Origin of the sequence: Falsiroseomonas oryzae (genome assembly GCF_027856955.1) — a bacterium.
In the GTDB taxonomy this organism is placed as follows: domain Bacteria; phylum Pseudomonadota; class Alphaproteobacteria; order Acetobacterales; family Acetobacteraceae; genus Falsiroseomonas; species Falsiroseomonas oryzae.
In genome coordinates this window covers 1-12922 of record NZ_JAPSMD010000132.1, presented here as the reverse complement: position 1 = coordinate 12922, position 12922 = coordinate 1, and the positions used below count along the sequence as shown (strand labels likewise).

The window sequence follows — 12922 nt, the reverse complement described above, 5'->3', positions numbered from 1 at the left end:
CAGCGGCCCGAACGGGCGGATCGTGAAGGCGGATGTCGAGGCGGCCCTGGCCAAGGGGCCGGCGCCGAAGGCCGCGCCCGCGCCGCAACCCGCTGCCGCCGCCCCGGCACCTGCCGCGGCACCGGCCCCGAAGGCGCCCGCCGCGCCCATCACGGCCCCGCACCAGGCGGTGCCGCACAGCACGATGCGCAAGGTCATCGCGCGTCGGCTTTCCGAGTCCAAGGCGACAATCCCGCATTTCTACGTCACGATGGATATCGAGCTGGACGCGCTGCTGAAGCTGCGCGGGCAGCTCAACGCCGCCTCGCCCAAGGACGGGCCCGGTGCCTTCAAGCTCTCGGTCAACGACCTGGTCATCAAGGCGGCCGCGGTGACGCTGCGGCGCATCCCGAAGGTCAACGCGTCCTGGACCGACGACGCGACGATCCTCTACGACGACGTGGACATCTCGGTGGCCGTCAGCATTTCGGACGGGCTGATCACGCCGATCATCCGCAAGGCCGACCAGAAGGGCCTGGCGGCGATCAGCAACGAGATGAAGGACCTGGCCGCGCGCGCCAAGGCCGGCAAGCTGAAGCCCGAGGAGTTCCAGGGCGGCGGCTTCAGCATCTCCAACATGGGGATGTACGGCGTCAGCGACTTCAGCGCGATCATCAACCCGCCCCAGGCCGGCATCCTGGCGGTGTCCGCGGGCACGCAGCGGCCTGTGGTCAAGGATGGCGCGTTGGCGATCGCGACGGTGATGACCTGCACGCTCTCGGTGGACCATCGCATCGTGGACGGCGCGCTGGCCGCGGAGTGGATGCAGGCCTTCAAGGGCATCGTCGAGCAGCCGCTGTCGCTGATGCTGTAGGATGGGGCTGCGCCTGCGCGACGCCGGGCCGGGCGATCTCGGCCTGGTCCTGGACTTCATCCGCGCGCTGGCGGAGTACGAGCGCCTGTCGCATGAAGTCAGGGCCGACGAGGCGACGCTCGCGCGCTTCCTGTTCGGGGAGCCGCGCCGGGCGGAGGCGCTGATCGCCGAGTGGGATGGCGCGCCGGTGGGCTTCGCCGTCTGGTACTACAGCTTCTCGACCTTCCTCGGCCGCCCCTCGCTCTATGTGGAGGACGTGTTCGTCCAGCCGGCGATGCGGGGCAGGGGGATCGGCAAGGCGATCTTCGCGCATCTCGCGGCCCGCGCACTGGCGCAGGGCTGCGGTCGGATGGAATGGTCCGTGCTGGACTGGAACGCACCCTCCATCGCCTTCTACCGCAGCCTGGGCGCCAAGCCGCGCGAGGGCTGGGCGCTGCAGCAACTCACCGGCGAGGCGCTCTCGGCGCTCGCCTCACAGCAGGGGTGACATCGATGGCCGAGAGCTTCGACATCGTGGTGGTGGGCGGCGGGCCCGGCGGCTACGTCGCGGCGATCCGCGCCAGCCAGCTCGGCATGAAGACCGCGCTGGTGGAACGCGAGAACCTGGGCGGCATCTGCCTGAACTGGGGCTGCATCCCCACCAAGGCGCTGCTGCGCGCCAGCGAGATCAACCACCTGCTGCACAGCCTCGACCAGTACGGTTTCGCCGCCGACAACATCCGCTTCGACTTCGCGAAGGTGGTGAAGCGCAGCCGCGGCGTCGCCGGCCAGCTTTCGGGCGGCGTGAAGCACCTGATGAAGAAGAACAAGGTCACCGTCTTCGACGGTCACGGCAGGCTGGCCGGGCCGGGGAAGCTCTCCGTCAGCAAGGACGGCAAGCCGGTGGCGGAGATCACGGCAAAGCACATCATCCTCGCCACCGGCGCGCGGGCGCGCGTGATTCCGGGCATGGAGCCCGACGGCAAGCTGATCTGGACCTACCGCGAGGCAATGACGCCGACGGCGCTCCCGAAGTCGCTGATCGTCGTCGGTTCCGGCGCGATCGGCAGCGAGTTCGCCAGCTTCTACCTGAACATGGGCGCCCAGGTGACGCTGGTGGAGGTGATGGACCGTATCCTGCCCGTGGAGGATGCGGAGATCAGCGCCTTCGTCGCCAAGTCCTTCACCAAGCAGGGCATGAAGCTGCTGACCGGCGCCCGCGTGCAGGGCGTGCGCAAGAACGCCGACAGCGTCACCGCCGTCATCGAGGCCGGCGGCAAGGTGCAGGAGATCACGGCGGATCGCCTGATCTCCGCAGTCGGCATCGTCGGCAACGTGGAGGACATCGGCCTCGAGGGGACGAAGGTGAAGGTCGAGAAGACGCACGTCGTCACCGACCCCTACGGCAACACCGGCGAGCCGGGCATCTACGCCATCGGCGACCTGACCGGTCCGCCCTGGCTGGCGCACAAGGCGAGCCACGAGGCGATCATCACGGTGGAGGCCATCGCCGGGAAGCACCCGCATGCGATGGACGTGCTGAACATCCCGGGCTGCACCTATTGCCGCCCGCAGGTCGCGAGCGTCGGCCTGACGGAGGCGAAGGCGAAGGAACTCGGCCACGAGGTGCGGGTCGGCCGCTTCCCCTTCATCGGCAACGGCAAGGCCATCGCGCTGGGCGAGCCGGAGGGGCTGGTGAAGACCGTCTTCGACGCCAAGACCGGCGAGCTGCTGGGCGCCCACATGGTGGGGCCCGAGGTGACGGAGATGATCCAGGGCTACGGCATCGCCCGCACCCTGGAATCGACCGAGGCCGAGCTGATGCACACCGTCTTCCCCCACCCCACGGTCAGCGAGACGATGCATGAGGCGGTGCTGGATGCTTACGGCCGGGTCATCCACATCTGATTGACGGGCCCCGCCCCAGGCGCCACATCCCCCGCATGACCACGCGCGTGGAAATCGATCACCGGCGAAGCGCCGGGGAGGGGCCGCTCCGAGGTGCCGACCGGCACCCGGAGAAGGCGCATCGCCCCGACAACCCTATTCAGCGCAAGCCCGCCTGGATCCGGGTGAAGGCGCCGACCAGCCCGGTCTATCGCGAGACCCATGCGCTGATGCGTGCCAACGGCCTCGTCACGGTGTGCGAGGAAGCGGCCTGCCCGAACATCGGGGAATGCTGGTCGCAGCGCCACGCCACCATGATGATCATGGGCGAGACCTGCACGCGCGCCTGCAGCTTCTGCAACGTCGCGACCGGCATCCCCAAGGCGTTGGACACGGACGAGCCTCGCCGCGTCGGCGATGCGGTGGCGAAGCTCGGCCTGCGGCACGTCGTCGTCACCAGCGTGGACCGCGACGACCTGGCCGATGGCGGCGCGGCGCATTTCGCGCAGACCATCCGCGCCATCCGCGACGCAGCCCCCGACACGACCATCGAGATCCTGACGCCCGACTTCCTGCGTAAGGACGGCGCGCTGGAGATCGTGGTCGAAGCCCGGCCCGATGTCTTCAACCACAACCTGGAAACCGTGCCGGCGCTGTACCCCACGATCCGGCCGGGCGCCCGCTACTACCACTCGCTGCGCCTGCTGGACCGCGTGAAGCAGCTCGCCCCCTCCATCTTCACCAAGTCCGGCCTGATGGTCGGGCTGGGCGAGAAGCGGATCGAGGTGCTGCAGGTGATGGACGATCTGCGCAGCGCCGACGTGGACTTCCTCACCATCGGCCAGTATCTGCAACCGACGGTGAAGCACGCGGCCGTCGACCGCTTCGTCACGCCGGACGAGTTCGAGGACTACGCCAAGGTGGCGCGCGGCAAGGGCTTCCTGCTGGTCTCGGCAACGCCGCTGACGCGCAGCTCCTACCATGCCGACCGGGACTTCGCCGCGCTGCGGGCCGCGCGCGAGGCCCAGCTGGCAGCCAGGGCCGCCTGAGGCCGCCGCGCGCATGCCGACCCATGCCGAGAAGAAGGTGCTGGCCTACACGCCGGAGCAGCTCTTCGACATGGTGGCCGATGTGCGCCGCTATCCCGAGTTCCTGCCCTGGTGCGTCGGCGCGCGGGTTATCTCCCGAACCGAGAACGAGCTGATCGCGGACCTCACCATCGGCTTCAAGATGTTCCGCGAGACCTTCCGCAGCCAGGTCACGCTGGAGCGCCCGCACCACGTGCATGTGCGCTACCTCAACGGCCCCTTCCGCTACCTGAACAACCACTGGCGGTTCAATGCCGTCGCCCCGGCGGGCGGGGACGGCCACGGCGCCGCGACCGAGGTGGACTTCTTCGTGGACTTCGAGTTCAAGTCGCGCCTGCTGCAGGCGGTGATCGGGACCGTCTTCAACGAGGCCGTGCGGCTCATGGTCCGCGCCTTCGAGCGTCGGGCGATGATCCTCTACGGCCGCACGCGGCCGCAGCTGGGGCCGGCGCGGCCCGCGCCGTCCACCCCGGGCTGAACGGGCGCGCCCCCGGCGCGCGCGATCAGCGCCGCTGCTGGCCGCCATCAACCGAATGCACTGGCGATCCACCCGCCGGCCGCGCCAGGCTTGGCGGATGGGATATGTGCTCTACGGCGATGCGGGCTCCGGCTCCGCGATGGTCGAGATGGCGCTGGCCGAGGCAGGCCAGCGCGCGGAGTTGCGCGCGGTGCCACTGGAGGGCGACCACCAGCTTCGGCCCGACTACCTGGCGATCAATCCGATGGGCCGGCTGCCCACGCTGGTACTGCCGGATGGCCTGGTGATGACCGAGCACCTCGCCATCCTCCTCACCATCGCGGACCATCATCCGAAGGCGGCGCTGCTGCCCGCATCCGGCGATCCGGCCCGCGCCACGGCGCTGCGCTGGATGGCGCTGATGGCCGGTGAATTCTACCCGCATGTGACGCGCTGGGACTATCCTGGGCGTTTCACGCCCGATCCCGCCGCGGAGCCCGGCATCCGCACGCGTGCCGAGGAGATGGGGCATGACGTGCTGCGCGTCGTGGAGGCGCATGCCGAGCTGAGCGGCGATCCCGCATCCCCCTTCCTGCTCGGCGCGCGCTTCAGCCTGGCGGACATCCCGCTGGCCGTCATGTCGCGCTGGTGCGGAGGCCGCGCCTGGACACCGCGCAACTGCCCGCGCATCGAGACGCTGGCCCGCGCGGTCGCGGCCCGGCCCGCCATCGCGCCGCTCTGGGAACGACACCGCCTGTTCGGCTGACCGCGGCGTCCGCCGGCGGGTTCACGCCGCGCCGCAACCCTGGCAGGTTGCGGCGCGAGCGAACCCAGGATCGCGAGGGAACATGGTCCACGCCCCGCAGCGCCCGCCCGTCGGCGCGCCGCCCGTCCGCATCAATCTCTATTCCGACACGCAGACGCGCCCGACGTCCGCCATGAAGGAGGCGATGATGCGGGCGCAGGTGGGGGACGAGCAGCATGGCGACGACCCCACCGTGCACGCCCTCTGCGACCGCATGGCCGCGCTGATGGGCAAGGAGGCCGCGGTCTTCATGCCGTCCGGCACCATGTGCAACGTCGCGGCGACACTGACGCATTGCCGCCCGGGCGAGGAGATCATCGCCCATGAGACGGCGCACATCCTGACCAGCGAAGGTGGCGCGCATGCCGCGCTGGGCGGGTTCCAGATCCTGCCGCTGAAGGGCGCGCGCGGCATGTATTCGCCTGACGAGCTGCGCGCGCATATCCGCGGCAAGTCGCGCCACACCCCCACCCAGCGCCTTGTCGAGGTGGAGCAGACCGCCAACATCGGCGGCGGCGCCGTCTGGCCGAAGTCGGTGCTGGACGAGATCGCGGGGATCGCGAAGGAGCACGGGCTCGCCACCCACATGGACGGCGCGCGGCTGATGAATGCCTGCGTCGCGTCTGGCTGCTCCGCCGCCGACATGGCGGCGGGGTTCGACAGCGTCTGGCTGGATTTCACCAAGGGGCTCGGCGCGCCGCTGGGCGCCGTGCTGTGCGGCTCGGCGGAGTTCATCGACGAGGCCTGGCGCTGGAAGCAGCGCCTGGGCGGGGCGATGCGCCAGGCCGGGATCTGCGCGGCCGCCTGCCTGTATTCGCTGGACCACCATGTGGACAGGCTGGCGGAGGATCATGCGAACGCGAAGGCGCTGGCGCGCGGCCTGGCGCAGATCCCCGGCATGAAGGTGGAGGAGCCGGACACCAACCTGGTGTTCTTCGACCCCGCCGGCGCTGGCATGTCCGCCGCTGCCCTGGTCGGACGGCTCAGGATGGAGGGCGTGCAGCTGTCCATGCTCGGCGGCCGCATCCGCGCCTGCACGCATCTCGACGTGACGGCGGCGATGATCGAGGAGACGCTGCAGCTGCTGCGCGCCGCGGTGGCGCGCGGCTGACCGCCGCGCCGCCGCCTTCCGGGCAGACGCCTCAGCCGCCGAACATCGGCTCGGCCAGGCCGTGCACGCCGAGGCCGCGGATCTCGATCACGCCGCCCTCCATCTTCTGCACGCGGCGCTGCCAGCCGTTCAGGAACTTGCGGGCGGAGGTGACGTAGAGCACGTCGTGCTCCGCCCCGCCGAAGCTCGGCATGGTCGGGCAGGAGACCGGCATGCGCCAGCACTGGTCCACGCGGCCATCCGGCGCGTAGCGCATCAGCAGCCCGTCATAGGGCACGGCCGCCCAGTAGAAGCCCTCCGTGTCCACCGCCGCGCCGTCGATCTTGCCGGTGTGCCCCGGCGTGTTCGCCGAGGAGAGGAAGACGCGGCGGTTGGCGATGGTGCCGGCGTCCAGGTCGAAATCGTAGGCCCAGACCGTCTTCGCGCTGCTGTCGGAGAGGTACATCGTGCGGTCGTCCGGGCTGAAGGCGATGCCGTTGCCGACGATGATGCCGGTCTCCATCCGGTGCACGCTGCCGTCCGGATCCAGCCGCCAGAGCGAGGCGCTGGGCGCGTAGGTCTCGACGAAGCGGGCGTTCATCCCGCCACACCAGAAGCGGCCGCGGCGATCCACCTTGCCGTCGTTCATGCGGTTGCCGAGCGCCAGCGGCTCCGGCTCCGCGATCGTCTGGTAGAGGCCGCGCTCCGGCTCGATCACGGCGAAGCCGCGCAGCGTGCCGGCGATCAGCCCGCCCTGCGCGCGCAAGCCGATGGAGCCGACGAACTCCGGCAGCGGGAACTCGCCATGCGCGCCGCTGGCCGGCACCAGGCGGTGCAGCGCGGGCTTCAGGTTGTCCAGCCACCACAGGCAGCCCGCGCGCGGGTCCCAGACCGGGCTTTCGCCCAGCTCGTCGCCTGTGTCGGCGACGAGGCGCATCTCCACCATCGGCTCAACCCTCCTGGGCACCGGCGGCGGCGACGATGGGGCGCCATTTCTCCATCTCGGCCACCACCAGCGCGCGCAGCGCCTCGGGCGTGGAGGCCATGGCGTCGGCACCGAGGCCGGCCGCGCGTGTGCGGAACTCGGGCCGCGCGACGATGCCGGCGACCGCCTCGTTCAGCCGGGCGACGATCGGCTCCGGCAGGCGGGGCGGGCCGAAGATGGCGTTCCAGGTATAGGCGTCGTAGGGGCGGATGCCCGCCTCCTCCATCGTCGGCAGCTCCGGCAGCGCGGCGATGCGGCGCGGCGTGGTCACGGCGAGTGCGCGCACCGCGCCGGACTGGATCAGCCCCATGGCCGAGGGGACGGCGTCGAACATGAAGGTCAGCCGGCCGGCCTGCAGGTCCTGCAGCGCGGGGGCCGAGCCGCGATAGGGCACGTGCACCGCCTGAACCTGCGCCACCTGTTCCAGCAGCACCGCCGAGAGGTGGATCGGCGAGCCGACGCCGGCGGAGCCGTAGTTGTGCCGCCCCGGCTCCGCGCGCAGCAGCGCGACCAGCTCGCCCGCGCTGCGTGCCGCGACGGAGGGATGCACCATCAGCACATTGGCGATGGTCGCGAAGAGCGAGACGGGCGTGAAGTCGCGCCGCGGGTCGTAGGCCGGCGTGCGCGCGATCAGCGGCTGCAGCGCGTGCGAGCCCAGCGTGCCCACCACCAGCGTGTAGCCGTCGGGCGGCGACTGGATCACCGCCTGGCTGCCGATGGCGCCCGTGGCGCCGGCCCGGTTCTCCACCACGAAAGGCTGGCGCAGATCCGCCTCCAGCTGCGTCGCCAGCAGCCGGCCCATGATGTCGGTGGGGCCGCCCGGCGGGAAGGGCACCACCAGGCGCACGGGGCGTGTCGGCCAGGCCTGCGCTCGGGCCAGCCGCGGTACGGCGAGGGCTGCTGCGATCAGTGCGGGCATGGATCGGCGGGACGGGGTCATCGGCTACTCCCTCGGCGGCGGTGGCCGCAGCGCATGCCACGCGGTGGCGGATTGGTAGGCCTCGGCCAGCGCCAGCAGCTGGTGGTCCTCGCCATAGGGCGCGACGAGCTGCAGGCCGACGGGCAGGCCGGTCTTCGTCAGGCCGCATGGGACGCTGATCGCGGGCCAGCCCATCGCATTGGCGAAGGCGGTGAAGGCCACCGCATCGGGCGGCCCGGCGGGCATGCCCGGCGCGCCGCCGGCGGTCGGCGCCTCGATCGGCCAGGCCGGCACCGGGCAGACCGGCGTCGCCAGGATGTCCACGCCCTGCATCGCGGCCGCGGTCGCGGCACGCCAGTCGGCCAGCGCATCGAGCGCCGCGACGTACTGCGCGGCGGGGATGCCGAGGCCCTTCTCCGCCGCCGCGCGGATCGCGGGTGTCACCAGCCCCTCCCAGCCCGGATGCGCGGCGACCACGCGCGCCACGCCCGCCGAGCTCAGCACGGAGCGGATGGAGACGAGGGAAGCGCCGTCATGCGGCATGGGTCCCTCCGCGACGCGATGGCCGAGGCCCGCCAGCACGCGCGCCGCGTCATGCACCAGCCCCGCCACCTCCGGATCGACGGTCGCGCCCGGCGCGCCCAGCGACAGGCGGATGGCGAGCGGCCCGGGCGTCGCGGCGCGCAGGCCGCCGAAGGCCAGCGAGGCACGGTCCCGCGCATCCGGTCCGGCCAGCACCTCCATGGCCATCCGCACGCCGCGCACGCGGTGCGTCATCACGCCTATGGCCTGGAAGTCCAGCGCCAGCGGCGGGAAGCCGTGCAGTCGCGGGATCAGCCCGACACTCGGCCGGAAGCCCGTGACGCCGCAATGCGCCGCAGGCAGCCGGATGGACCCGCCGGCATCGGTGCCGAGTGCCAGAGGCGCGATGCCCGTCGCGACCGCCGCCGCCGCCCCGCCGCTGGATCCGCCCGGCACGCGCGTCGCGTCCCAGGGGTTGCGCGTGGCGCCGAAGATCTCGTTGCTGGTATGCGCGGCCAGCGCGAATTCCGGCGTGTTGGTCTTGCCGAGCATCACTGCCCCCGCCGCGCGCAGCCGCGCAACGCAGAGATCGTCCGCCGGCGCGACATGGTCGGCAAACAGCCGCGAGCCCCAGGTCGCGCGCATCCCGCCGACGAACAGGTTGTCCTTCACCGTGAAGGGCACGCCGTCCAGCGGGCCGAGGGCAGCCCCCGCGCGCCGCCGCGCATCGGCGGCATCCGCGGCGGCCTCCGCGCCCGGCAGGTCGGTGGTGACGACGGCGTTCAGCCGCGGGTTCTCTGCTTCCAGCCGCGCGACGCAGCGCGCCAGCAGCTGCCGCGCGGTGACGGCGCCGGTGGCGAGCGCCGCGACGGTGGCCTCCAGCTCCTCCGTCACTCGAAGATTGCCACGGCGCGGATCGGGCTGGCGGTGCCGCCGCGGATCTTCAGCGGGAAGCCGATGAAGCGGAAGCGGCCGCGGCCGACCAGCTTCTCCAGGTTGGCCAGGCATTCCATGTGGGTAATGCCGCGCTCGGCGCAGGCCATGTGCGCCTGGAAGTTGGGCTCGCCTTCCGGCGCGGGGCTGATCGCCTCGACGCCGAACATGCCGATGCCGCGGTCGGCCAGCCAGTGCACGGACTCCAGCGCCAGTCCCGGGAAGTCGTGCAGGTAGCCGGGCTTGCCGAGCAGCCGCTCATTCACGCCCATGTGCAGCAGCACCGTATCGCCCGGCCGGATCTCCTGCCCGGACTTCGCCAGCGCCGCCTGCATCTCCGGCACGGTGATCGCGTGCTTCAGCGGCACATGCGAGAGGTCGAGGCAGATGGCGGAGGTGTAGAACTTCTCGAGCGGCACCTGGTCGATGGAGAGTGCGCCGGGCCGTGGGTCGAAATGCACGGGGGCGTCCACATGCGTGCCCGCATGGTCGCTGAAGGCGATGGACAGCGCCTTGCTGCTGAACACCGTGTTGCCCGCGACCTTCTTCTCCGCATGGTCGTTCCACACGGTCATCACCACCGGCGGATGCGAGGGATGCGTCTGCGTCCGGTGGAAGATCTCGCGGCTGAGGTCGATGATCTCCATGGCGTGTCTCTCGCTCCGTCAGTCCAGGGTTGTGGGATCTTTGCCGCCCAGCTTCTCGCGCTGCAGGAAGGCCACCATCTCGTAGCCGACGCCGGCATCCAGCACGCGGTTCAGCTGTTCCACGACGTGGCGGTTGGCCAGCCGCTTGGTCCAGGCCAGCGCGAAGCTGCCGCGCGCCAGCAGACCCTGCACCATCTCCTGCACCTTCGCATCCAGCTGCGCCGCGGGCACGGCGTAGTTGATGATGCCCATCCGCTCCAGCTCCACCGCCGTGTAGGGCTTGGCGAGCATGAGGTATTCCTTCGCCTTGCAGGGCGTCAGGAACAGCGGGATCAGCGCGCAGCCGCCATCGCCCGGCACGTTGGAGAAGAACTTCGTGCGCCCGGGGATCGGCCCGCCCATGTGGTGGTCCATGAACACCGCATCGTCCTGCGCGACGATCAGGTCGCAGGCGAAGGCGAGGCTCTGGCCGAAGCCATAGGCCGGGCCGTTCACGCGCGCGATGACCGGCTTCTCCATCTCCGCCATGGCCTGGTGACCGCGGATGATGGCGGAGAAGGTGCGCCAGGCATGGTGCGGATCGGTCAGCTTGTGCCCGCCGCCGGGCAGCAGGTAGTCGGCCGCCGGGCCGGGCACGTGGAACTCGCCGTCGGATCCGGTCAGCACCACGACGCGCACGCTGTCGTCGGCGCGCAGCCGCGTGAAGACCTCGGCAATCTCCTCATGCGAGTGCCGCCGCAGCATGGTGACCGTGGCGACCGGCCCCTCGCGGTCCAGCCGCAGCGAGCGGAACTCCTCCATGCGACGCCGTCCTCCGCCGTTGGCGCGCGGTGGACAGCGCCGCCGCGGCGTGCCCAGGATTGCGCGGAACCTGCGGATGCGGAAGTGGCATGGCCGAATGGGTCCTCGTCACCGGCGGCAGCCAGGGCATCGGCCGCGCCGTCGCGGCACGCTGCGCGGCGGAGGGCTGGCGCGTGCTCACGCTCGACCGCGAAGCGCCGGCCGCGCCGCTGCCGGGCGAGACGCACATGGCCGTGGACCTCGCCGACACCGCGGCCACCGCGGAAGCCCTGGCGAAGGCGACGGCCGAACGCGCGATCACGCGGCTGGTGAACAATGTCGGCACCGTGCGCCCCGGCACGCTGGCGGAGGCCTCGCTGCCCGACCTCGATGCCGTGCTGGCGCTCAACCTGCGCTGCGCGATCCAGTGCGCGCAGGCGCTGCTGCCCGGCATGCAGGCCGCGCGCATGGGGCGCATCGTCTCCATCGCCAGCCGCGCCATGCTGGGACTGCCGGCGCGCACCGCCTATGCCGCGGCGAAGGCCGCGCTGGTCGGCGCGACGCGGAGCTGGGCGGCGGAGCTGGCGCCGCACGGCATCACCGCGAATGTCGTCGCGCCGGCCTCGGTGGACACGCCGCTGTGGCAGCAGCTGAACCCGCCGGGCAGTCCGCGCCGGCAGAAGATCCTGGACAGCGTGCCAATGGGCCGCCTCGCCTCGCCCGAGGACGTGGCGCAGGCCGTGGCGTTCTTCCTGGATGCGCGGTCCGGCTACGTCACGGGCCAGACGCTGTTCGTGTGCGGCGGCCAGAGCGCCGGCGGCGCGATGCTGGCCTGAGTGGAGGAGGAGACCGATGCGGCAGGTTGGGACAGGGCGGCGCGTGGTCCTCGCGGGGCTGGCCGTGGCTGCGGCGGGACGCGGCGCGCTTGCGCAGACGGCAAGCTGGGCGCCGACGCGGCAGGTCCGGATCATCTGCCCCTTCCCGCCGGGCGGCGCCGCCGACCTGCTTTCCCGCGCGCTGGCAGAGGAAATCGCGGGGCCGCTCGGCCAGGCGGTGGTGGTGGAGAACCGCGCCGGCGCAGGCGGCAGCATCGGCACCGAGGCGGCGATCCGCGCGCCGGCGGATGGCCACACGCTGGTAATGGGCAGCACCGGCCCCAATGCGATGAATCCCGCGCTGTTCAACCTGCCCTTCGACCCGGCGCGCGACCTGGCGCCGGTGACGATGGTGGCGACCGTCGCCTCCATCCTCGTCGTGCATCCCGCCGTGCCGGCGCAGACGCTGCCGGAACTGCTCGCGCTGGTTCGCGCGCGGCCGGGCCAGCTCTCCTACGCCTCGGCCGGCAACGGGTCCTCGATCCATCTGTTCATGGAGCAGCTGAAGGCGCTGGCCGGCGTGGACATCGCGCATGTGCCCTATCGCGGCGGCGGGCCGGCGATGGTGGACGTCATCGCCGGCCGCGTCGCGATGATGTTCGACACCATCCCGACCGCGATGCCCCATGTGCGAGACGGCCGCGTGCGCGTCCTGGCCGTGTCCACCGCGATCCGCCACCCGACGCTGCCGCAGGTGCCGACGGTTGCCGAAGCCGGGGTCCCCGGCTTCGAGGCGGTGGGCTTCTACGGGCTGCTGGTGCCGCTCGGCACGCCGGAACCGGCAGTGACGCGCATCAACCAGGAGGTCGCGGCCGCCCTGGCGCAGCCGGCCTTCCGCGCCCGGCTGGAGTCGATCGGCGTCGATCCCGCCGCGAGCACGCCGGCGGAGTTCGCGGCCTTCGTGGCGCGCGACCGTGCGCGCTGGACGCGGCTGGTGCGCGATGCCGGAATCCGGCCGGACTGAGTCAGGGCGCGACGGCGCGCAGCGCCGGCGAGACCAGCTCACCGTCGCGCAGCAGGAAGGCGCCGCCGCCGATGACGTGGCGCAGGTCGCGCGGCCGCGCCGCCAGCAGCAGCCGGGCGGCGATCTCCGCGGGCTGCG

The 12922-nt window shown here is 71.8% G+C and carries 14 protein-coding genes; 9 read left to right on the top strand and 5 right to left on the bottom strand.

Features of this window, described 5'->3' with window-relative positions:
- From OZN99_RS14470 to OZN99_RS14440, 7 genes are all read left to right on the top strand, one after another.
- On the top strand, positions 1 to 853 hold an 853-nt coding region (locus OZN99_RS14470), incomplete at its 5' end, for a 2-oxo acid dehydrogenase subunit E2 (protein WP_270935949.1).
- Between the two features lies 1 nt (position 854).
- Positions 855 to 1340: a GNAT family N-acetyltransferase gene (locus tag OZN99_RS14465; protein WP_270935948.1), complete on the top strand. Its 486-nt coding sequence runs from the start codon at positions 855 to 857 to the stop codon at positions 1338 to 1340.
- 5 nt (positions 1341 to 1345) lie between these two features.
- A complete protein-coding gene (lpdA, locus tag OZN99_RS14460) occupies positions 1346 to 2740 on the top strand; it encodes a dihydrolipoyl dehydrogenase (RefSeq protein WP_270935947.1) in 1395 nt (464 codons plus the stop codon).
- 35 nt (positions 2741 to 2775) lie between these two features.
- Complete coding sequence (lipA, locus tag OZN99_RS14455; RefSeq protein WP_270935946.1) at positions 2776 to 3768, top strand: lipoyl synthase; 993 nt, start codon at positions 2776 to 2778, stop codon at positions 3766 to 3768.
- Positions 3769 to 3781: 13 nt separating this feature from the next.
- On the top strand, positions 3782 to 4285 hold the full coding sequence (locus OZN99_RS14450; protein WP_270935945.1) for a type II toxin-antitoxin system RatA family toxin: 504 nt from the start codon (positions 3782 to 3784) through the stop codon (positions 4283 to 4285).
- A 97-nt stretch (positions 4286 to 4382) separates the two neighbouring features.
- Positions 4383 to 5030 carry a glutathione S-transferase family protein gene (locus tag OZN99_RS14445; RefSeq protein ID WP_270935944.1) on the top strand — a complete coding sequence of 216 codons (648 nt, stop codon included), beginning with the start codon at positions 4383 to 4385 and terminating at the stop codon, positions 5028 to 5030.
- Positions 5031 to 5112: 82 nt separating this feature from the next.
- Positions 5113 to 6180 carry a threonine aldolase family protein gene (locus tag OZN99_RS14440; protein ID WP_270935943.1) on the top strand — a complete coding sequence of 356 codons (1068 nt, stop codon included), beginning with the start codon at positions 5113 to 5115 and terminating at the stop codon, positions 6178 to 6180.
- A 31-nt stretch (positions 6181 to 6211) separates the two neighbouring features.
- Here the strand turns inward: OZN99_RS14440 and OZN99_RS14435 are convergent, their stop codons facing one another.
- Genes OZN99_RS14435 through OZN99_RS14415 form a run of 5 tightly spaced genes read right to left on the bottom strand, consistent with a single transcriptional unit; the run spans position 6212 to position 10966 of the window.
- Positions 6212 to 7105, bottom strand: coding sequence for an SMP-30/gluconolactonase/LRE family protein (locus OZN99_RS14435; RefSeq protein ID WP_270935942.1), 894 nt, complete (start codon positions 7103 to 7105; stop codon positions 6212 to 6214).
- 4 nt (positions 7106 to 7109) lie between these two features.
- On the bottom strand, positions 7110 to 8084 hold the full coding sequence (locus OZN99_RS14430; RefSeq protein ID WP_270935941.1) for a Bug family tripartite tricarboxylate transporter substrate binding protein: 975 nt from the start codon (positions 8082 to 8084) through the stop codon (positions 7110 to 7112).
- A gap of 3 nt (positions 8085 to 8087) precedes the next feature.
- On the bottom strand, positions 8088 to 9479 hold the full coding sequence (locus OZN99_RS14425) for an amidase (RefSeq protein ID WP_270935940.1): 1392 nt from the start codon (positions 9477 to 9479) through the stop codon (positions 8088 to 8090).
- Positions 9476 to 10165: a cyclase family protein gene (locus tag OZN99_RS14420; protein ID WP_270935939.1), complete on the bottom strand. Its 690-nt coding sequence runs from the start codon at positions 10163 to 10165 to the stop codon at positions 9476 to 9478. Before OZN99_RS14420 ends, OZN99_RS14425 begins: the two co-directional genes overlap by 4 nt.
- A gap of 18 nt (positions 10166 to 10183) precedes the next feature.
- Entirely contained in the window at positions 10184 to 10966 is a 783-nt protein-coding gene (locus tag OZN99_RS14415) for an enoyl-CoA hydratase/isomerase family protein (RefSeq protein ID WP_270935938.1), read from the bottom strand.
- An 89-nt stretch (positions 10967 to 11055) separates the two neighbouring features.
- Here OZN99_RS14415 and OZN99_RS14410 point away from each other — a divergent pair, with 89 nt between their 5' ends.
- Entirely contained in the window at positions 11056 to 11781 is a 726-nt protein-coding gene (locus OZN99_RS14410) for an SDR family oxidoreductase (RefSeq protein WP_270935937.1), read from the top strand.
- Positions 11782 to 11797: 16 nt separating this feature from the next.
- Entirely contained in the window at positions 11798 to 12784 is a 987-nt protein-coding gene (locus tag OZN99_RS14405; RefSeq protein ID WP_270935936.1) for a Bug family tripartite tricarboxylate transporter substrate binding protein, read from the top strand.
- Positions 12785 to 12922: the final 138 nt, after the last annotated feature.